At 71.6% G+C, this 19289-nt stretch carries 17 protein-coding genes; 9 read left to right on the top strand and 8 right to left on the bottom strand.

The genetic code is table 11. The features are described 5' to 3' along the window. Window positions 1-44 precede the first annotated feature (44 nt). The 5 genes from ABZX61_RS15500 to ABZX61_RS15520 all read left to right on the top strand — a co-directional run bounded on the left by ABZX61_RS15500 (window position 45) and on the right by ABZX61_RS15520 (window position 6069). Complete coding sequence (locus tag ABZX61_RS15500; RefSeq protein ID WP_350722270.1) at window positions 45-746, top strand: response regulator transcription factor; 702 nt, start codon at window positions 45-47, stop codon at window positions 744-746. Next, window positions 743-2116 (top strand): HAMP domain-containing sensor histidine kinase, encoded by a 1374-nt coding sequence (locus ABZX61_RS15505; protein ID WP_355194896.1) that lies wholly within the window; start codon window positions 743-745, stop codon window positions 2114-2116. Before ABZX61_RS15500 ends, ABZX61_RS15505 begins: the two co-directional genes overlap by 4 nt. A gap of 24 nt (window positions 2117-2140) precedes the next feature. Next, on the top strand, window positions 2141-3316 hold the full coding sequence (locus tag ABZX61_RS15510) for a bifunctional glycosyltransferase family 2/GtrA family protein (protein WP_355194898.1): 1176 nt from the start codon (window positions 2141-2143) through the stop codon (window positions 3314-3316). Further along, on the top strand, window positions 3313-5352 hold the full coding sequence (locus tag ABZX61_RS15515) for a glycosyltransferase family 39 protein (protein WP_355194900.1): 2040 nt from the start codon (window positions 3313-3315) through the stop codon (window positions 5350-5352). The genes ABZX61_RS15510 and ABZX61_RS15515 overlap by 4 nt, the downstream gene beginning before the upstream one ends. A 198-nt stretch (window positions 5353-5550) precedes the next feature. After that, window positions 5551-6069 carry an N-acetylmuramoyl-L-alanine amidase gene (locus tag ABZX61_RS15520; protein WP_355194902.1) on the top strand — a complete coding sequence of 173 codons (519 nt, stop codon included), beginning with the start codon at window positions 5551-5553 and terminating at the stop codon, window positions 6067-6069. Between the two features lie 18 nt (window positions 6070-6087). Here the strand turns inward: ABZX61_RS15520 and ABZX61_RS15525 are convergent, their stop codons facing one another. The 3 genes from ABZX61_RS15525 to ABZX61_RS15535 all read right to left on the bottom strand — a co-directional run bounded on the left by ABZX61_RS15525 (window position 6088) and on the right by ABZX61_RS15535 (window position 10071). Continuing rightward, the gene (locus ABZX61_RS15525) at window positions 6088-8022 is read right to left on the bottom strand and encodes a peroxidase family protein (protein ID WP_355194904.1); all 1935 of its coding nucleotides are present in this window, start codon (window positions 8020-8022) and stop codon (window positions 6088-6090) included. 61 nt (window positions 8023-8083) lie between these two features. Next, window positions 8084-9013: an acetoacetate decarboxylase family protein gene (locus tag ABZX61_RS15530; RefSeq protein ID WP_355194906.1), complete on the bottom strand. Its 930-nt coding sequence runs from the start codon at window positions 9011-9013 to the stop codon at window positions 8084-8086. Beyond that, on the bottom strand, window positions 9010-10071 hold the full coding sequence (locus tag ABZX61_RS15535) for a hypothetical protein (RefSeq protein ID WP_355194908.1): 1062 nt from the start codon (window positions 10069-10071) through the stop codon (window positions 9010-9012). The genes ABZX61_RS15530 and ABZX61_RS15535 overlap by 4 nt, the downstream gene beginning before the upstream one ends. A gap of 157 nt (window positions 10072-10228) precedes the next feature. On the opposite strand from ABZX61_RS15535, the gene ABZX61_RS15540 reads away from it, so the two are divergent. From ABZX61_RS15540 to ABZX61_RS15555, 4 genes are read left to right on the top strand one after another with little or no spacing between them, the layout of a single operon-like run. Continuing rightward, window positions 10229-12601: a GMC oxidoreductase gene (locus ABZX61_RS15540; protein ID WP_355194910.1), complete on the top strand. Its 2373-nt coding sequence runs from the start codon at window positions 10229-10231 to the stop codon at window positions 12599-12601. A 48-nt stretch (window positions 12602-12649) separates the two neighbouring features. After that, entirely contained in the window at window positions 12650-13483 is an 834-nt protein-coding gene (locus ABZX61_RS15545; protein WP_355194912.1) for an ATP-binding cassette domain-containing protein, read from the top strand. Then, window positions 13480-14427 carry an ABC transporter permease gene (locus ABZX61_RS15550; RefSeq protein ID WP_355194914.1) on the top strand — a complete coding sequence of 316 codons (948 nt, stop codon included), beginning with the start codon at window positions 13480-13482 and terminating at the stop codon, window positions 14425-14427. The genes ABZX61_RS15545 and ABZX61_RS15550 overlap by 4 nt, the downstream gene beginning before the upstream one ends. Before the next feature lie 14 nt (window positions 14428-14441). Then, window positions 14442-15407: an ABC transporter substrate-binding protein gene (locus ABZX61_RS15555; RefSeq protein ID WP_355194916.1), complete on the top strand. Its 966-nt coding sequence runs from the start codon at window positions 14442-14444 to the stop codon at window positions 15405-15407. 338 nt (window positions 15408-15745) lie between these two features. Here the strand turns inward: ABZX61_RS15555 and ABZX61_RS15560 are convergent, their stop codons facing one another. The 5 genes from ABZX61_RS15560 to ABZX61_RS15580 all read right to left on the bottom strand — a co-directional run bounded on the left by ABZX61_RS15560 (window position 15746) and on the right by ABZX61_RS15580 (window position 19289). Further along, window positions 15746-16012 (bottom strand): hypothetical protein, encoded by a 267-nt coding sequence (locus ABZX61_RS15560; RefSeq protein ID WP_192786285.1) that lies wholly within the window; start codon window positions 16010-16012, stop codon window positions 15746-15748. A 69-nt stretch (window positions 16013-16081) separates the two neighbouring features. Next, window positions 16082-16933 carry a helix-turn-helix transcriptional regulator gene (locus tag ABZX61_RS15565; RefSeq protein WP_192786284.1) on the bottom strand — a complete coding sequence of 284 codons (852 nt, stop codon included), beginning with the start codon at window positions 16931-16933 and terminating at the stop codon, window positions 16082-16084. A gap of 57 nt (window positions 16934-16990) precedes the next feature. Beyond that, window positions 16991-17245, bottom strand: coding sequence for a hypothetical protein (locus ABZX61_RS15570; protein WP_355194919.1), 255 nt, complete (start codon window positions 17243-17245; stop codon window positions 16991-16993). Between the two features lie 86 nt (window positions 17246-17331). Then, window positions 17332-18345, bottom strand: coding sequence for a phosphotransferase family protein (locus tag ABZX61_RS15575; protein WP_355194921.1), 1014 nt, complete (start codon window positions 18343-18345; stop codon window positions 17332-17334). Window positions 18346-18482: 137 nt separating this feature from the next. Further along, window positions 18483-19289 (bottom strand): GNAT family N-acetyltransferase, encoded by an 807-nt coding sequence (locus ABZX61_RS15580; RefSeq protein ID WP_355194923.1) that lies wholly within the window; start codon window positions 19287-19289, stop codon window positions 18483-18485.

Consider the following 19289-nt stretch of genomic DNA (forward strand, 5'->3'; position numbering starts at 1 on the left):
TGGCGTTTATCAGGTTTTCATGATGAGCCTCTAGCGTTTGTCGCATGAGTGAGCCCGCACGGTTGCTGGTGGTGGACGACGAGCCCGCGTTGCGCGAGGCGCTGCAGTCGAGCCTGGAGTTCGAGGGCTACAAGGTCGTCACGGCCAACGACGGGCAGGCGGCGCTGGACGCGGTCGCGGCCGACACCTACGACGCCGTGCTGCTCGACGTCATGATGCCCCGGCTCGACGGGCTGACCGCGTGCCGGCGCCTGCGCGCCTCGGGCAACCACATCCCGGTCCTCATGCTCACCGCCCGCGATGCGGTGGGCGACCGGGTCTCGGGGCTCGATGCGGGGGCCGACGACTACCTCGTCAAGCCGTTCGAGCTGGACGAGCTGCTGGCCCGCGTCCGCGCGCTGCTGCGGCGGGGCGCGCTGAGCTCGAGCCCCGCCGAGGGCGCCGACACGCTCACGTACGGCGACCTGCGCATGGACCTGGCGACCAGGGAGGTCACGCGCGCCGACCGCCGGCTGGACCTGACCCGGACCGAGTACCTGCTGATGGAGCTGTTCCTGGCGCACCCGCGCCAGGTGCTCACGAGGGACCAGATCCTCAGCGAGGTGTGGGGGTTCGACTTCGAGCCGACGTCCAACTCGCTCGACGTGTACGTCATGTACCTGCGGCGCAAGACCGAGGCCGGGGGGCAGCCCCGCGTGATCCACACGGTGCGCGGGGTGGGGTACGTCCTACGGGCCACGCCGTGATCTGGCGCAGCCTCCGCACCCGCCTCACACTCCTGGTCGCGGTTGCCGTCGCCCTGGCGGTGGCGGTCAGCGCGGGTGCGTGCTTCATGATCGTCCGGCACCAGCTGTACGAGCAGGTGGACCGGCAGCTCGGCAACCCGCCCGGCAAGAGTCCACGCGGGCAGCTGGAGTGGCTCCAGCGCGAGTGCGGCCCGGTCCCGAACCCCCAGGACCATTACGGCCCGCCGGGCACCACCCAGCTCATCTTCGCCGATGACCGTCCTCCGTGCTACACGAGCGCCGCTCTCGTGGTCACCGAGGAGGACAAAGGGGTGGCCGCCAGCCCGGGGGCGAAGCACTGGCACAACGGGGTTACCGACGACGGCACGGAGATGCGCATCCTCACCGAGAACGTGGGGCCGGGCATGGCTGTGATGGATGCCGTCCCACTCGGTCAGCTGCGCAACACGCTGAAGATGGTGGCGTTGCTTCTTGGCGCGGTGGCCGCGCTGGGCGTGCTGGCCGCGGCGACCGCCGGCTTGCTCATCGCCCGGGCCGCGTTGCGTCCCGTGGGTCGCCTGACCAAGGCGGTCGAGCACATCGCGCAGACCGAGGACCTCGACACCCACATCCCCGTCGAAGGCAACGACGAGATCGCGCGCCTCTCATCCTCCTTCAACGCCATGACCACCGCCCTGGCCGGCTCCCGCGAGCGTCAGAAGCAGCTCGTCGCCGACGCCGGCCACGAGCTGCGCACCCCCCTGACCACCCTGCGCACCAACATCGACCTCCTCCTCCGCAGCGAGCAGACGGGCCGCAGCCTCGACCCCGAGGCCAAGAAACGCCTGCTCACCAACGTCAAGGCCCAGTTCGCCGAGCTGTCCACGCTCGTCGCCGACCTCCTCCAGCTGGCCAGGGGCGACACCGAGCACGAGCCGCACGTCGAGCTGCCGTTCCACGAGGTCGTGACGGCGGCCGTCGAGCGGGCCAGGCTGCGCGGCGCCGAGGTGGTCAGCGACCTCAGACCCTGGTACGTCGTCGGCAGCGCCACCTCCCTCGAACGCGCCGTGCTCAACCTCATCGACAACGCCGCGAAGTTCAGTCCCGGCGGCCAGGTCGAGGTGTCCTTGTCGCACGGCCGGCTGTCCGTGCGGGACCACGGCCCAGGGTTGCCGGAGGAGGAGCTGCCGCACGTCTTCGAGCGCTTCTGGCGCTCCCCGTCCGCCCGTGGCCTGCCCGGATCCGGGCTGGGCCTGGCGATCGTGGCGCAGGCCGTCGCGGAGGCCGGGGGAGAGGTACGTCTGGCGAACGCGCCCGGTGGCGGAGCGATCGCGACAATGGACCTTCCCGGAACTCTCATGCGTAACTCAGAATCGGATAAGTCCCGTTAAAGACCCGACCCGTGAGCTGGCTGCATGGAGATAACAGCAGTAAGGACGCGCCTGGTCGAGGTGGTCGTCCCGGTCTACAACGAGCAGCGGGCGCTCCGCGAGAGCATCACCCGGCTGCAGACGTACCTCACCGGGAACTTCCCCTACGGCTTCCGCATCACGATCGCCGACAACGCCAGCACCGACAACACCTGGCAGATCGCCACGGAGCTCTCCCAGGAGCTCCCGCACGTGCGGGCCGTGCACCTCGACGAGAAGGGCCGCGGCCGGGCGCTGCGGCGGGTCTGGTCGCAGAGCGAGGCCGACGTCGTCAGCTACATGGACGTGGACCTCTCCACCGACCTCGACGCGTTCCTCCCGCTGGTCGCGCCGCTCCTGTCCGGCCACAGCGACCTGGCCATCGGCACCCGCCTGGCCAGGGCGTCGCGGGTCGAGCGGGGGCCGAAGCGCGAGTTCATCTCCCGCTCGTACAACCTGCTGCTGCGCTCGGTGATGGGGGCCGGGTTCTCGGACGCGCAGTGCGGGTTCAAGGCCGTCCGTACGGAGATCGCGCAGGCGCTGCTGCCCGGCGTCGAGGACGAGCAGTGGTTCTTCGACACCGAGCTGCTGCTGCTCGCCGAACGGCACGGGCTGCGCATCCACGAGGTGCCCGTGGACTGGGTGGACGATCCGGACAGCCGGGTCGACATCATCCGGACCGCGCTCGACGACCTGCGCGGCCTGGCCAGGGTCGCGCGTAAGACGCTGTCGGGGGCGGCCCGCATCCCGGTGCCGGCCCGGGTCCAGCGGGCCGAGCTGCCGAAGGGGATGGCCAAGCAGCTGCCCAGGTTCGCGATCGTCGGCGTGGTGAGCACGCTGGCGTACCTGGCGCTGTTCTCGCTGCTGCGGCAGATCGTCTCCCCGCTGGCCGCCAACGCGGTCGCGCTGCTGGTCACGGCCGTGGCCAACACCGCCGCGAACCGCCGCTTCACGTTCGGCGTCAAGGGCTCGGTCGGGGCGATGCGGCATCAGCTCGAGGGGCTGATCGCGTTCTTCGTCGGGCTGGCGCTCACCTCGGGGAGCCTCGCGCTGCTGCCCGCCGGCGTCTCGCACGGGGTGGAGCTGGTCGCGGTCATCATCGCCAACGCGGCGGCCACGCTCGTCCGCTTCCTGCTGCTGCGCGTGTGGGTCTTCAACCCCAGGCGGAGGACGGCACGATGACCGCCACCGCCATGCGGCCCGGGCACCGGGCCGCCACGAGCCGCAGCCTGCCCGCACGCGTCCTGCTGGGCGCCGAGGAGGACCCGCGCTGGTCGCGGCCCGCCATGTGGGCGGTGCTCGCCGTCGCGTTCGTCCTGTACGCGTGGGGGCTGAGTGGCAACGCCAACGAGTACTACGCCGCCGCCGTCCTGTCCGGCACGCAGAGCTGGAAGGCGTACTTCTTCGGCGCGCTCGACGCCGGGTCGTTCATCACCGTGGACAAGCCGCCGCTGGCGTTGTGGGTGATGGGGCTGTCCGCGCGGATCTTCGGCTACGGCACGTGGAGCATGCTGCTCCCGCAGGCCCTGGCCGGGGTGGCCGCCGTCGGCCTCGTCTACTCGGCCGTGCGCCGCGCCTGCTCCGGGAGGACGTACGCCGACGCGGCGGCCCTGGTCGCGGCCGTGGTCATGACGCTCACCCCGATCACCGTGGCGATCAACCGGGACAACAACCCCGACACGATCCTCGTGCTGCTGCTCGTGCTGGCGGCCTGGTTCTGCCTGGAGTCGCTGCGTACCGGGCGCCTGCGGTCGCTGCTGGTGTGCGCGCTCTTCGTGGGGCTGGCCTTCAACGCGAAGATGCTCCAGGCCTACCTGGTGGTGCCGGCCTTCGCGCTGGCGTACCTGCTGTGCGCCCGCGTGCCGTGGCTCAGGCGGGTGGGGCACCTGCTGGCGGCCGGCCTGGTCATGCTGGTGTCGAGCGCCTGGTGGATGGTGATCGTCGACCTCTGGCCCGGCGACTCGCGGCCGTACGTCGGCGGTTCCACGGACAACTCCGTCTGGGACCTGGTGATCGGCTACAACGGGCTCGGCCGGATCTTCGGCCAGGGCGGCGGCCCCGGCGGTGGACCCGGTGGTGGCGGTGGTGGTGGCGGCTTCGGCGGGGAGTCCGGGGCCGGGCGGCTGTTCAACGACATCCTGGCGGGGCAGATCTCCTGGCTGCTGCCGTTCTGCGTGGTGGCGCTGGCGTTCGCCGCGGTCATGCGGGTGCGCCGGATCGAAGGCCCGTCCGGGGCGGCGTGGCTGGTGTGGGGCGGCTGGCTGGTCGTCCACTACGTCGTGTTCAGCTTCTCCAGCGGCACCTTCCACCCGTACTACACCACCGCGATGGCGCCCGCCGTGGCCGCGCTGTGCGGACTGGGCGGGGTGGCCATGTGGCAGGAGTATCGCCGCTCGCGGACCTGGGCCTGGGTGCTGCCGCTGGCGGTGGCGCTGACGGGCGGCTGGTCGTTCGTGGTGCTGCGCCGCACGCCCGACTGGGCGCCGTGGCTGGCCTGGGTCGTGCTCGGGGCGACCTTGGCGGCCGTGGTGGTGCTGGTGCTGGCCAGGGTACGGGCGCAGGTGACGGTCAGGATCGCCGCCCTCGCGCTGGCGGCCACGGTGGTCGCCGGTTTGGCCGGGCCCGCCGCGTACGCCGTCACGCCGCTGGGGTCGCAGGTGAACGGGACCAACCCGACCGCCGGCCCGAACGCGGGGCAGATGGGCTTCGGCCGGATGGGCGGCGACGCGGGCGGCCAGTTCCGGGGCGGTCAGTTCCCGGGCGGCCAGTTCCCCGGCCGCGACTTCCCGGGCGGCCAGACACCCAACGGCCAGATGCCCACCGGGCAGGACGCGGGCGACGGGACGGGACGGACCGGCCGGGCGGGCTTCATGGGCGGCGGCCCCGGCGGCGGGATGAGCGACTCCATGGTCAAGTACCTCCTGGCGAACCAGGGCAAGGCCACCTGGCTGGTCGCGGTGAACAGCGCCATGCAGGCCTCGCCGACCATCCTGTCCACCGGCAGGCCCGTGCTCGCCATGGGCGGCTTCACCGGCAGCGATGCCGCCATGACCGTGGATCGCCTCAAAGAGCTCACCTCCTCCGGGCAACTCCGCTACGTTCTGTCGGGCGGCGACCGCGGTGGTCCGGGCCGGGGCAACACCCAGGTGAGCACCTGGGTCCAGCAGAACTGCAAGGCCGTGGACGGCCAGGACGGCCTCTACGACTGCGCCGCGTAACGGGAAAGGGGCGCCTTGACGGTGCCCCTACCCATCAACCAGCACATTCTCGGGCCATCTGCCCATCGAGGCCCAAGTCGCCCAAGACAGGATGAAATATGGCCAACGATCCCGGCATCCCCGCGCGTCGCATTTCTCTCACCCGCTCCTCTGCTGCCTAACCTGCGAAAGTCGAGCACTTAACCAGGGGGAGAGACCATGACGATCAACATCGTCAAGCGCAGTGCCTGGAACGCCCGCCCGCCGAGAGACCCGGACGCCGTCGTCAAGGTCCCGTGGGCGAAGCGCACCGAGTTCGTCGTCCACCACAGCGAGGGACCGACGACGCAGACGCCGCGGCAGATCCAGGACTTCCACATGGACGAGCGGGGGTGGAACGACATCGGCTACAACTTCCTCGTACGGGACGACGGCACCGTGTACGAGGGCCGCGGCTGGGACGTGCGGGGAGCCCACGCCACGGATCACAACGTCAGCGGCATCGGATGCGCCTACATCGGGATGAACAGCCCGACCGACGCCGTGAAGATGGCGATCCGCGCCCTGTACGACGAGGCCTGCGCCAAGGCCGGCCGTACGCTGGCCAAGCGCGCCCACCTCCAGGTGGGCAACACCGACTGCCCCGGCACTAAGCTGCTGGCCTGGGTGGAGGCCGGCATGCCGGTCCCCGCCGCGGCGGGCGTCAATCTGCCGTCGGACGACGACCGGCTCGCCTGACGCGGCGGGGACGGCACCTCAGGCCGTGCCGCCGGACCGGCGCCACGGTGCGAACGCGTTCCCCACGCGGTGCAGGGCCGGGCGCAGCTCCGGATGGTGGCGCAGGATCACGGAGGCCATGCTGCTGTTCGCGATCCAGTCCAGCCCTGCCCTCGTGTAGACGCGCTCGGCGTAGTCAGGGGTGAAGAACCTGTCGCTGTTGAGCCTGCGCGAGGCCATGAGAATGAAGACCCGGAAGGCCGTGTCGCTGAAGGCGAACCCTTCCGGGCGCTTCTCGGCGAACATGCCCACGACCAGGTCGACGTCCTCCAGCCGGTCCGCGTACACCTCGCGCAGCTCCTCCGCCAGCGCCGGGTCGTCCGTGAGCGTGTCGAACCCGCTCGCCGGCGGCAGGTTGAGCAGCCTGCGGAACTCGTTGTAGCGGGGCACGCCCAGCTCCCGGCAGCGGATCAGGTCCGTGGCCGCCAGGTCCACCAGCTTGCCGTCGGGACGTTCGAACTCCTGCAGCAGGCGCGGGAAGTTGTGCAGGACGATCGCGCCCGGGTGCTCGGTCCCGAAGGAGTACAGCAGGTCGGCGGCGGAGATGGCCGAGGCGACCCGCAGCGCCGCGGGGCCGGACAGCTCGCGCAGCGTGGTGTCGCGGATCGCGGAGTCGTCGCGCAGGTGGCGCAGGCTGTAGTCGTCGGGGATCAGCGGGTGCATCCGGTAGACGGCCGCGAACTCCTCGGTGATGCTGAACGGCACCCCGAAGTGATCGGTGCGCGAACCCGGGATGCCGCTGATCGTCTCGCTCCGGCTGATCCTGCCCAGTGCTCTGTTGATCGGCTCGGAGGCCAGGCCCCACCAGTTGGCCCGCAGGCCGGTCACCGCCGTGGGGTGGCTGATGACCGCGGGCGTCCACTCCACGGTGTGGATCTTGGCGACGAGCGCGGCGTTGATCAGCCTGGCGCGCTCGAACAGCTCGTCGTCGCCCCAGGCCGGATACTCGGCGTGCAGCCGTTCGCAGATGGCGTTGTGCTCGTGCTCGAACAGCCCCTGCATCATCACCAGGCCGAGCCAGAAGCCCGGTTCGCGGGTCGGGTCGGCCTTGCCGCCCGCCATCGCCCTGGTCCCGGACGGGCGATGGCGGATCCTCCCCCGGGTTCCGGTGCGCAGGGCGCGCTGCTCCTCCTCGCTCAGGCCGTAGACCAGCGACAGGTCCCACCAGTGGGTGAGGGTGTTCAGCGAGGTCGCCGGGCCCTCGTAGCCGGGCGGGCGGGTCGGGTCGGGAGGGACGCGCGGGATCGTCAGCAGGGGTTCGGGCCAGTCGTCGCCCGGCTCCAGCGGGATGGTCCACGGGTCCTCCGACGGGCTGATCCCGTGGCTGAACCAGTCCCTGATCATGAACTGCAGCCAGGTCGCGGCCAGGACGTTGAGGGAGCGCGCGGGCTGGAACTCGGTCCGCGTCATGAGCCGCCGGCTGATCGTGCGCGGGTTCGGCGTCATGACCCGCTCGGGAGGCTCGGCGTACGCGTGGTCCAACGGGACGTTCCGCCCGAACCGGGTCCCGGCCATGCCCATGGCCGGATGGTCCACGTCGTTGTACGAGCCGTCGGCGGTCCGCCGTACGTTGTAGCCCTTCGGGTCCGGGACGGGGGGCGGCGGGCCGAGGGAGGGCAGGCGGCCGGTGTCGTACAGGTTCTGTTTGCGCAGCCGGTTGCGGATGCCCACCAGGACCGCCAGGCCGAGCGGGGTGGGCAGCCGGTCCCAGCCGAAGCGGTGGTCGAGCGCCCGGGCCAGCGCGTCGTAGGCGGTCCAGAACCACGAGCGGCGATAGCCCGCCCCGGCGACCGGCGGTTCCCGCCCGGCGGGCGGCCGGACGCGTTCGGGCGCTTCGGCGCGCTCGGGCGCGGGCGCGGTGGCGTGGGCGGAGGCGGCGGTGAGGCGCGCGGCGATACGGAGTCGGTGCTTCATCGGATCTCCCCGTGGGCGGTCGGCGGCGGGCTTCTGTGAGTGGTCGGCTGCGGGTGGCCGGCTACGGCATCGGCGCGGCGTACTCGCGCGGCCGGGGCAGGCCCAGGAGGCGGTCCGTCGACGCGCGGTCGGGAGGCGGCAGCCGGTCCTGCCCGAGCCCCAGCCCGACCACGGACTCCAGGCCCTCCCGGGGCGGCGGGGGCGGCGTGGCCGAGGTGTGGAACCAGCCCTCCACGTGGTCGTGGAGCACCCCGCGCACGGAGGGGATGAAGGCGGTCAGGAACGGCCGGTCGCGGACGTCCAGCCGCTTCAGCCAGTCCGCCCGCTCGTGGTCGCCGAGCAGGAGCCGGCTCTCCGGGCCGCCGCCCCACGACAGGCCCATCCGGCCCCAGAGCGTGACGGACGACTTCCAGAGCATCCCGCGGAAGGAGGCGTAGCCGATGCCGGTGAACCGCATCGGCAGCCACGCCCGCGGCGGTCGCGGCACGTCCACGCGCATGACCAGTCGCCCGTCGAGGTCGTACTGGCTGCTGACCGTGGACCCGTCGGTGACGAAGTCGAGCGAGGCGCGCCGCTTGGGCATGCCCCAGATGCCGAGGCCGCCCTTGACGGAGATCTCGGTGCTCACCGGCATGTCGCCGATGTAGACGCCGGTGCCGAAGGTCGAGCGGAGCAGCAGCGGGAGCAGCGGCGGGGCGGGCCGGCCGCCCGGTGTGCACAGGATCCCGGTGCAGAACTCCACGTACGTGCCGATCGGGGTGTCCTGGTAGTCCACGACCGCGATCAGCAGCACTCCCTCGCCGCGGATCCGGTACGGGCTCAGCTCCTCCGGCAGCGCCTCCCGCGCGCCGCGCGGGTCGATCGGGTAGGCGGCGATGAGCGCCGGGCTGCTCCGCGTCCCCACCGGCATCCGGAACGGGATGCCGTCCACGTTGGCGAATCGGCCGGCGACTCTGCCGGCTGGGCGCCGGCGTCGTGCGGTGAAGGTCATCGGTCCCCCCTGTGCCGGGCCGGCGTGCCGGCCAGCTCCTCGATGATCAGCGGAAAGACGTCGCGGTGGGCGCGCTCGCCGAAGAACACGTCCAGATGGCTGTATCCGCAGAGAAGGTGCAAGGAGTGGTGGGGGGCGAAGCGGGAGAAGAAGTCGTAGGACCGGCGCTGGCTCTCCGGGAGGAAGCAGCGGTTCAGCTCGCCCGCCAGGAAGACGATCCGGGCGTCGGTACGCGGTTCCTGCGCCGTGTAGTCGTCCGGCAGGCCGTCGATGTGCTCGTAGCTGACCAGATGGCCGCTGCGCACGCATTTGTCCATCTGCCGGAAGAAAGTCAGCGGCACCGGGCCGAACTCGTGCGGGATCCAGAGGTCGTGCGTGGCCGCGCCGAGGTTCTCGTGCCGCCACAACGCGGGGCACCCGCTGCCGTACGTGAAGCTGACCAGCTTGCACACCGTGCTCCCGCACTCGGCGTGGGCGGCCTTGACCAGCTGGGTGATCAGCGCGGCCGCGCCGGGCGGCGGGTGGTCGCCCCAGGACGGGTCGAGGTAGGGCAGGAACCTGCGCGTGACCGGCACCGCGTACCGGAGCTTGGCCCGCGACCAGCGCGGCACGACCGGGTGCAGGGACACCGCGTTCGTGATGATCGTGTCGACCTGGGGCACCAGGCCCGCGCACGCGGACATCATGAACGAGGTCGAGCCCTGGCAGTGGATGATCGCCTTGATCCGGTCGGCCCCGGTCTCCTCGACGACCTTGCGCACCGCGGCGGGGTGGTCGTATCCCGCCGCCTGGTCGAGGGTCCACGGGTTGGGCGGCAGGTCGATGCTGGCCCGCCAGTCCTCCAGCCAGACGTCGTAGCCCTGCGAGACGAGCATGTCGACGAGGCTGGCGGGCACCGGCGCACGGAACACCTTGGACCGGACCCCCGCGCCGTGCACGAGGAGGACCGGGGCCTTGGCCGGCGGGGCGTGCCCGCGCACGTTGACGAGGCGCAGGTTCTTGCCGTCTCCGGCGGTGAAGGGTACGACGCGTTCGTGTGTAGCGGGTCGTCCATGCATACCGATCGCCACGATCTCGGGCCGCTGCCGGCCCCGGGCCGGCAGACCTGGTCTGGACTCCTGGACTTCCTGGTTCCGGTGCTCAGCTCACCGATCGGTTACTCTTGCATTCTACATCTCCCCGACTTTTCGGACCTGTCCGGACGAGGGAGAGACAATGCGCCATAACGGTTCTGACCAGGCAAGACGTCCTGCCCGCGAGCACGCCGACGTCGTCGTGGTGGGCTCGGGGTTCGGCGGCGCCGTGGCGGCCTACCGGTTCGCGGAAGCGGGGCTGCGGGTGGTCGTGCTGGAGCGCGGCCGGTCGTACCCGCCGGGGTCGTTCCCGCGCGCGCCCGCCGCGATGGCGCGCAACCTGTGGGATCCGAGCGAGGGCCTGTACGGCCTGTTCGACCTGTGGAGCTTCCGCGGGCTCGGCGCGGCCGTCTCCAGCGGGCTCGGCGGCGGCTCCCTCATCTACGCCAATGTGCTGCTGCGCAAGCCGGAGCGGTGGTTCGTGAAGGAGAGCCCGCTACCCGGCGGCGGCTACGAGCACTGGCCCGTCACGCGGGCCGACCTCGACCCGCACTACGACGCCGTGGAGCGGATGCTCCAGCCCCAGCGCTACCCCCTCGGCCAGCCGCCGTACGACACCACGGCCAAGACCCTCGCCATGCGCGAGGCGGCCGGGCGGCTGGGACTGGAGTGGGAGCTGCCGCCGCTGGCCGTCGCCTTCGCCCCGGAGCCCGGCGGCCATCCCGCTCCCGGGCTGCCCATCCCGGACCCGGAGTACGGCAACCTGCACGGCCTGCCGCGTACGACGTGCCGGCTGCGCGGCGAGTGCGACCTCGGCTGCAACGACGGCGCCAAGAACTCCCTCGACCACACGTACCTGTCGGCGGCCCGGCACGCCGGCGCCGACCTGCGCACCCTGCACGAGGTACGGTGGCTCGCCCCCGCTCCCGGCGGCGGCTACGCCGTGAGCTACGTGGTGCACGAACCGCGCGAGGACCGGCGGCGGGTCAACACCCGGCGGCTGCCCCAGCGCACGATCACCTGTGACCGGCTCGTCCTGGCCGCGGGCACGCTCGGGACGACGTACCTGCTGCTGACCTGCGCTTCGGAGTTCCCCGGTCTGAGCCCCATGCTCGGGGCCCGCTTCAGCGGCAACGGCGACCTCCTCACCCTGGTCACGGACGCCCGCGACGGCGCGGGCCGCCACCGCTCGCTGGAGGGCAGCCGCGGACCCGTGATCACCAGCGCCATCCGGGTGCCGGACGCGGCCGACTCGGGGCACGGGGACCGCCGGGGCTTCCTGGTCGAGGACGCGGGCTACCCGCCCTTCGCCGAGTGGCTGGGGGAGTTCGCCGGGGTGCGCGGCCAGGCCAGGAGGGCCGGCAGGTTCGTGCTGCGCAGGATCGGGGCCCTGCTGAGCCACTCGCCGAGCAGCCGGATCAACGCCGAACTGGCCGCGCTGCTCGGCGACGGGCACCTGTCCGACGGGTCGCTGGGCCTGCTCGGCATGGGCCGCGACGTCCCCGACGGCGTCATGCGCCTGCGCCGCGGCTACCTCGACGTCGACTGGACGACCGCCACGTCCATGCCGTACTTCACCACGATGCGCGCGGTCATGCGGGACATGGCCCGGGTCCTGCGGGCCGGCTACCGCGACAACCCCCTGTGGCTGGCCCGCAAGGTGATCACGGTGCACCCGCTCGGCGGCGCCCCGATGGGCCGCCACCCCGCGGAGGGCGTCGTGGACGAGTACGGCGAGGTGTTCGGGCATCCGGGCCTGTACGTCCTGGACGGGGCCTGCGTGCCCGGCCCGGTCGGCGTCAACCCCTCGCTGACCATCGCCGCGATCTCGGACCGGGCCTGCGAGCACGTCCTGGAGACCGCGCCCCGGACGGCGGCGCGGCGCGCCGGGGTCTCGTCCGGCCTGAGCTTCACCGAGGAGATGCGCGGCCACGTCATGCCCGGCTCCGCCGACCCGGAGGAGGGCGAGCGCCTGGGACGCGCGAACGGGCACCCGCTGGCGGTCCACCTGACCATCACCGCCGGCGACGTCGAGCGGTTCGTGGCCGACGCCGGGCACGAGGCGTCCGCCGCCGGGTGGGTGACCTGTCCCGTGCTCGGCGGCGGCCGCCTGCGGGTGGAGGGCGGGTCGTTCAACCTGTTCGTGGCGGGAGAGGACCCGGCCCGGCGGCGGATGCTCTACCGCCTGCACATCACCGGCGACGGGGACGCTCCGCTGACGCTCACCGGGGTCAAGGACGTGCACGACGACCCCGGGGCCGACGTGTGGTCCGACACCTCCACCCTGTACGTCCGGATCCTGCGCGGGCACACCCGCCCGGCGGACGACGCGGAGGCCGAGGTGGCCGCCGCGGGGATCATCCACATCCACCTGCCGGACTTCCTGCACCAGCTGACGACGTTCCGCACGTGGGGGCCCGACGGGGCCGCGGGGCTGGTCCGGTTCGGCCGGCTGTTCCTGGGCGAGTTGTGGGAGGCCTACCACGATCTCGCGGCGGGATCGCGGGTGCCCTGACGGCCGCGCGGCCTTGACAACGATGTCAATCGGCTTCTTGATGTTCTTATGGCCGTACCACTGATCGCCGCCCGCGGGATCATGAAGAGCTACGGCCACGTCGAGGCGCTGCGCGGCGCGGACTTCACCCTGCGGCCCGGCGAGGTGGTCGCGCTGATCGGCGACAACGGCGCGGGGAAGTCCACGCTCGCGAAGATCCTCTCGGGCGTCGAACGGCCGGACGCCGGGACGGTCGAGGTCGACGGCGAGCCGGTGGCGTTCGGCTCCGCCGAGGAGGCCAGGGGCGCCGGGATCGAGACCGTCTACCAGGACCTCGCGCTCTGCGCCGACCTCAGCCCCGCGGCCAACTTCTTCCTCGGCAGGGAACTGCTCAGGCCCGGCCTCCTCGGCCTGCTCGGCGTACTGGACAACGCCGCCATGCGCCGGGCCACGCGCGAGGCGTGCGAACGGCTCGGCGTGCGGCTCGCGTCCCAGACCGCGCCGGTCTCCGGCCTGTCCGGCGGGCAGCGGCAGGGCGTCGCGGTGGCCAGGGCGGTGACGTGGGCGCGGCGGGTGGTGTTCATGGACGAGCCCACGGCCGCGCTCGGGGTCGTGCAGACCCAGCGCGTGCTCGACCTCATTCGCGGCGTGCGCGACTCGGGCGTGTCCGTGGTGCTGATCAGCCACAACATGCAGGACGTGATGGCGGTGTCCGACCGGGTGGAGGTGCTGCGGCTCGGACGCCGGGTGGCCCGCTTCGAGACCGCGCGCGTCTCGATGGAGGAGCTGGTCGGGGCCATGACCGGAGCGATCGAAGCGCGGGAGGAAGCGCTGGACGAAGCGCCGGCCGGGGACGGCGAGCCGGACGGCCCTGGTCCCGGCGGGCGGGAGGGCGGCCTATGAAGGGGGTGCGGCTGGGGGAGCTGCAGGTCGTGTGGATCGGCCTGGTGCTGGTCGCGCTGCTGGCGGCGTTCTCGATCCTGGCGCCCACCACGTTCCCCACCTCGTTCAACCTGCTCAACCTCGTCAGCGACGCGGCCATCCTGCTGCTGCTCGCCACCGGCATGACGTACGTGATCATCACGGCGGGGATCGACCTGTCGGTGGGCGGGGTGCTGGTGTTCTCGGCCGTGGCGGCCGCCGAGGTCATGGACGCCACCGGCTCGCTCGCGCTCGGCACCCTGGCCGCCCTCGTGACGGGACTGGCGTGGGGTGTGCTGAACGGCGTGCTGATCGCCCTGGGCCGCATCCCCGCGCTGATCGTGACGCTCGGGACGCTGGGCATGTCGCTCGGCGGGGCCCTGCTGCTCACCGGCGGGGTCGATCTGCGCGCCCCCACGGACCTGAACCTCGGTCTCGGTCTGGCGCGCTGGCTGGGCGTACCGCTGATCGTGTGGATCTGCGCCGCCATCACGGCCGCGCTCGCGCTCATGCTCGCCTGGACCCGCTTCGGGCGGCACACGTACGCGATCGGGTCCAACGCCGAGGCCGCCCGGCGCGGCGGCGTGGCCGTGCGCCGGCACCTGATCAAGGTGTACGGCCTGGCGGGCCTGCTGGCCGGGCTGGCCGGGCACCTGTCGCTCGCCAAGTACGGCATCACCGGCGTGTCCGCCCACTCCACCGACAACCTCCAGGCCATCGCCGCCGTGGTGATCGGCGGCACCTCGCTGTTCGGCGGCGTGGGGACGGTGGCCGGGACGGTCATCGGGGTGTTCATCCCGGTCGTGCTGCAGAACGGCTTCCAGATCCTGGGCGTGCGGCCGTTCTGGCAGCAGGTGGTGGTGGGCGCCGTGCTCGTCGCCGCCGTCTACGTCGACCAGTGGAGGCGCAGGGCCCGGGACCAGTAGGAGGAGGCACCACGATGCGCAAGGCTGTGGCAGCTCTGGGAACGCTGCTGTTGACGATCGCCGCCTGCGGCGGGCAGGGCGGGCAGAGCGGAGGCGGCGGCCAGGTCAGGGTGACGCTCGTGCAGGGGCTGGCGGGCGAGGAGTTCTACGAGACCATGGCCTGCGGGGCGAAGGCCAAGGCCAAGGAGCTGGGCGTGGCGCTGGACGTCCAGGGGCCGCAGAAGTTCGACCCGACGTTGCAGACGCCGATCGTCAACTCGGTGGTGGCGAGCAAGCCGGACGCCATGCTCATCGCGCCGACCGACGTCAAGGCCATGATCGCGCCGTTGACGCAGGCCAAGCAGCAGGGCATCAAGATCATCCTGGTGGACACGGTGGTCGAGGACCCGGGCATCGGCCTGTCCAGGATCAGCACCGACAACGTCAAGGGCGGGGCGGCGGCGGCCAAGGCGCTGGCGGAGCAGATCGGCGACAAGGGCAAGGCGCTGGTCATCTCCACGGACCCGGGCGTGAGCACCGTGGACGCCCGCATCAAGGGGTTCGAGGAGGAGATCAAGGCTTCGCATCCCGGGATCACGTTCCTGGGCGTGCAGTACTCGCACAACGACGTTGGTGAGGCCTCCAAGATCGTCAACGCCGCTCTGGCCAAGGATCCCGACCTGGCCGGGGTCTTCGCCGCGAACCTCAACTCCGCCACCGGCGCCGGATCCGCCCTCCAGCAGGCGGGCAAGCTGGGGCAGGTCAAGATGGTGGGCTTCGACGCGGGGCCCGCGCAGGTGAAGCAGCTCAAGGACGGCGTCGTACAGGCGCTCATCGCGCAGCTGCCCGGGGACATCGGGGCCAAGGGGGTGGAGCAGGCGGTCGCGGCGGTCAAGGGGCAGCAGGTCACGCCGTCGATCCCGACGGACGCCACCATCGTCACCGCGCAGAACGTGGACCAGCCGGAGGTGCAGAAGATCCTCTACAAGGCCGGCTGCTGACCGGCCCGGGCCGCCGCTTCGGCGCGCTTGCGGGCTCGGCGCGGTCCGTCGAGCCGCCGACCCGGCGGCGCCGCCCGCGACCGCGCACCCGGGAGACGGGCGGGCGGCATCGAGCGGCGTCCAAAGGGGCGCTGCGACCTCCTACCCGCCTTCGCCCGCCCGGTCGGCGCGAGAGGCGTCCTGAGGCGCTGGGGCGTGGGTGTGGGCGGTGTGGGCCCGTGGTGGGACTCCCCGCCGGAGGGCGCGTGCCGAGGCCGGTTGGTGGTGGCCGCGGGGCGCAGGGCCGAAATTCCGCGTCGGAGGCCGTAAGCCGTGTTTCGGGCTGAGCGCGGGAAGAGTCAGGCGGGGAGGGCGGCGAGGAGGAAGGCGAGGCGGGCGGCGGCGGACTCGACGTCTTCGGCGGTGCCCAGGCGGTAGCCCCACGAGGTGATGTACGCGCCCTCGTCCGAGCACGTCACCGTCTCCGTCAGCGTGGCCGAGAAACGATTGCGGACCGACACGTAGGCCGGGTCGCTCGACAGGGCGAGGCTCTGGATGGTCAGGTCAGCGTGACGACCTGCGTGCCAGGCGAATCGCTCGAGGCAGAGCGCGGTATCAAGCATCATGCGTCACCTCCGCAACGTCTCGCGACAGAATTGCACGATCTTGGGTGGGGAGGCAAGCAATTGCTGCGGTTAATGTGATGTTTGTTTGCGGTAATCGTGAAGAATTCCGATGATGACCTCCCGCCCGGGTTCGTCGAACTCCGCCACCTTCGCATAGTCGTCGAAGGCCCGGACGTAGAAGCCGATGTCATCGGGATCGCGAAGGATCAGGTCCTTCGTCATGGTTTCCACCCCGACCATGGCCTCGTTGTAGATCCAGAAGCCGTTGATCGGGCTCGACGGCAGCTCCGTGCTGAACGGGATCACGCCGAACTCGACGTTCGGCAGTGTGCTGACGGCGAGTAATCGGTCGAGCTGGCCGCGCATCACCTCGGGCGGGGCGAGGGCGGTGCGCAGTGCCGCCTCCGTCACCACGAACCTGAACGTGCGCGTCCGGTCGTACAGGATCTCCTGGCGCTGCATCCGCACCCGCACCGCCGCGTCGATCTGGTCGGCCGCGCTGTAGAGGCGCTTGACCTTGCGGAAGACGTGCCTGGCGTACTCGGAGGTCTGCAGCAGGCCCACGATGATGCCGGGCTCGAACACGCGGAAGAGCTTCGTACGCGCCTCCAGGTCGCGGATGTCCTCCTGGAGGGCGGCCAGGCCGCTGCGGTGGCGTTGCTTCCAGTCGTCGTGCCGTTCGAGCAGCGCGATGGCCTGCCTGATGAGCTCGTCGGTCGTGTCGGGCGAGGCGCGTACGGCCTGCGCCCACACGACCACGTCATCCTCCGTGGCGGTCTGCCGGGCGTTCTCCAGGCGGGAGACCTTGGACGGCTGCCAGCCCAGCCGCTGGGCCAGCTCCTTGCCCGACAGGTGCGCGGCTTCGCGCAGCTGTCGTAACTGGCCGCCAAGGTCGATGCGCGCCTGCTGAAACGACGTCACGCCGCAAGAGGCTAGCCCTGCTTGCGTGGATCATGCCAGTGTCACTCGCAATTGTGATCAAGCGGTGGCCGAGGGTGTTCCTCCGCTGGTCGGGAAAGCGGTTGCCGGGCCGTCGGGGAGGACCCGGCGGGCGATTTCGGTGATGAGCTCGCGCGGAACCTCGACCGCGGTCTCGCCGTCGAGCACGTCACGGAGGTCCGCGAGCGCCTCTGCGTCGGTGACTTGCAGACCTTGCACGACGATGGTGCCGCGATCGGTCTCGTACAGGGTGGGACAGGCGCCCGCCTCCGAGGTGGAGCCGAGGAACCGCATTCGCATGACGATCCTTCCCCGATAACAAGTGCAATTGCGCGCAATTGTACGACTCGGGGGTTAAGAAGTGATCGTTTTTCCGGAAATCAGCCGAGAACGCCGTCCATAAACTGATGTGCCCGTTCGAACAGTTGCAAGGTGGTTTCGTGTAGTACGTCCCCTATGTCCTTTGGTGCCTTTCCCGCGAACGCCCGCGCGTGCGAGCCCTCCAGGACGATGCCGAGCTTGAAGCAGGCCATCACCGCGTACCAGCCGATGGCCGACAGGTCGCGCTCCGACAGCGCCGCGTAGTACTCGATGAGCTCGCGCGGCTCCGGCAGCCCGGGGACGTGGCCGTTGTTGCTGGGCCAGGTGGCCAGCAGCCAGCCGAGGTCGAGCAGCGGGTCGCCGATCGTGCTCATCTCCCAGTCCACGATCGCGGCCACGCGGGGGCCGTCGCAGGCGAACATCAGGTTCGCGAAGTGGTAGTCGCCGTGCATGATCCCCGGGGTGAACGTCCGGGGCAGGTTGCGCGCCAGCCAGTCGGCCGTCTCGGGCAGACCCGGAATGTCGGGGCCCGGATAGCCGTCCAGTTCGCCGTACGAGTCGAGCTCCTTGAGCCAGCGCGGCACCTGCCGCTCCAGGAACCCCTCCGGCCTGCCGAACCCCGGCAGCACCCCCGGATCGACCCGCCCCAGCTCGGCCAGCGCGGCCGCGGCCTCCAGCCCCATGCGGTGCCTGATCGCGGCGTCGGAGGCGTGCGGCTCCGGCAGGCCCGTCGAGGGGTTGAACCCGTCGACCGGCTCCATCAGGTAGAACACCGGCTCCCGCTCGGTCTGCGCGGCCACCAGCCTGGGCGCGGGCACGGGCGTGCCGCGCAGCGCCGCCAGCACCCGCGCCTCGCGGCGCAGCACCTCGTTGCTCCTGCTGCGGGCGTGCAGGGGAGGCCGGCGCAGGATGTACGGGCGGCCGCCGCGCTCGAAGCGGACCATGACGTTCTGCGTGCCGCCCAGGACCGGCGCGACGCCCGTGATCGGGCCGCCGGGCAGGCCCTGGGCGTCCATCCACGTGCCGAGCGCGGCGAGGTCGATGGCGCTGACGTCGATGTGGGTGGAGGTCATGATCGCCCTTCGGCAGAATCATATTCTGGTCGCCCGACCCTACGAGAGCGCCGCACACCCGGTCAACCCGACGCCATCCCATCGGCCCAGCGCCGTCCGGCCCGCCCCGCACCGTCCCGTCGCCTGGCGCCGTGCGGTCAGCCCAGCGCCTGCATGAACGGCAGGAACTGGCAGGCGCGCTCGCCCGGCAGGTCGCCGCCGTGCACCATCCTCGCGGTCCGCCACGGGGCGCCCATGCCGTGCGCGACCGCCCACGCGACCAGGCCGTCCATCGCCTCGTCCAGGTCCATGCGCACCTCGCCGCCCACGTCCAGCGCCAGGTCCGCGATCAGCGCCCGCGCGGTCTCCTCGTCCCGCGCCACGACCGGGCCGATCACGGTGTTGTCGTCGTTGCGCCAGCAGTGGCCGAAGCCGCCGTCCGCGATCCGTACCCGCTCGCCGAAGCCGAACATCCGCCGCAGCAGCGCCGACCTGTCCGTCCCGAACAGCTCCGCGTCCAGCTTCACGATCTCGTCCAGGTCGGCCTCCGTGGCCGGGCGGGTCCGGCCCGACGGCTCGCCGGCGAACACGCCCGTGTGCTTGACGACCCCGCCGACGGCCCGGAACCCCATCTGCTCGTACAGGGGGCGGCCGTTGTCGGTGGCGAAGAGGGAGACCGTACGGCTGCCGGCCCGCTCCATCACGTGCTCCATGAGCCGGCGGGCCAGCCCCTGCCTGGCGTACCTGGACGCGGTGAGGACCATGCTGATCACGGCGTGGTCGTCGCCGTAGCAGGTCAGGACGTTCGTGGCGGCCAGGCCGTCGCCGTCGGGGGCGTCGATGCCGTACACCTCGCCGACCTCGAGCAGGAGGCCCCACTTGTGGCGCTCGGGGGGCCACTCGCGATCCTTGGCCAGGCGGGTGCAGTCGTCGAGGTCCTCATGGGTGAGGCGGCGGATGACCAT

The sequence above is a fragment of the Nonomuraea sp. NPDC003709 genome (assembly GCF_040610775.1).
Lineage (GTDB): Bacteria > Actinomycetota > Actinomycetes > Streptosporangiales > Streptosporangiaceae > Nonomuraea > Nonomuraea angiospora_A.

What these genes read in the sequence shown, in the direction of transcription:
- ABZX61_RS15500 (WP_350722270.1), top strand. Translation starts at nt 45, where the DNA reads ATGAGTGAGCCCGCACGGTTGCTGGTGGTGGACGACGAGCCCGCGTTG.
- ABZX61_RS15510 (WP_355194898.1), top strand. Translation starts at nt 2,141, where the DNA reads ATGGAGATAACAGCAGTAAGGACGCGCCTGGTCGAGGTGGTCGTCCCG.
- ABZX61_RS15515 (WP_355194900.1), top strand. Translation starts at nt 3,313, where the DNA reads ATGACCGCCACCGCCATGCGGCCCGGGCACCGGGCCGCCACGAGCCGC.
- ABZX61_RS15520 (WP_355194902.1), top strand. Translation starts at nt 5,551, where the DNA reads ATGACGATCAACATCGTCAAGCGCAGTGCCTGGAACGCCCGCCCGCCG.
- ABZX61_RS15525 (WP_355194904.1), bottom strand. Translation starts at nt 8,022, where the DNA reads ATGAAGCACCGACTCCGTATCGCCGCGCGCCTCACCGCCGCCTCCGCC.
- ABZX61_RS15530 (WP_355194906.1), bottom strand. Translation starts at nt 9,013, where the DNA reads ATGACCTTCACCGCACGACGCCGGCGCCCAGCCGGCAGAGTCGCCGGC.
- ABZX61_RS15535 (WP_355194908.1), bottom strand. Translation starts at nt 10,071, where the DNA reads ATGCATGGACGACCCGCTACACACGAACGCGTCGTACCCTTCACCGCC.
- ABZX61_RS15540 (WP_355194910.1), top strand. Translation starts at nt 10,229, where the DNA reads ATGCGCCATAACGGTTCTGACCAGGCAAGACGTCCTGCCCGCGAGCAC.
- ABZX61_RS15545 (WP_355194912.1), top strand. Translation starts at nt 12,650, where the DNA reads ATGGCCGTACCACTGATCGCCGCCCGCGGGATCATGAAGAGCTACGGC.
- ABZX61_RS15550 (WP_355194914.1), top strand. Translation starts at nt 13,480, where the DNA reads ATGAAGGGGGTGCGGCTGGGGGAGCTGCAGGTCGTGTGGATCGGCCTG.
- ABZX61_RS15555 (WP_355194916.1), top strand. Translation starts at nt 14,442, where the DNA reads ATGCGCAAGGCTGTGGCAGCTCTGGGAACGCTGCTGTTGACGATCGCC.
- ABZX61_RS15560 (WP_192786285.1), bottom strand. Translation starts at nt 16,012, where the DNA reads ATGATGCTTGATACCGCGCTCTGCCTCGAGCGATTCGCCTGGCACGCA.
- ABZX61_RS15570 (WP_355194919.1), bottom strand. Translation starts at nt 17,245, where the DNA reads ATGCGGTTCCTCGGCTCCACCTCGGAGGCGGGCGCCTGTCCCACCCTG.
- ABZX61_RS15575 (WP_355194921.1), bottom strand. Translation starts at nt 18,345, where the DNA reads ATGACCTCCACCCACATCGACGTCAGCGCCATCGACCTCGCCGCGCTC.
- ABZX61_RS15580 (WP_355194923.1), bottom strand. Translation starts at nt 19,289, where the DNA reads ATGGTCATCCGCCGCCTCACCCATGAGGACCTCGACGACTGCACCCGC.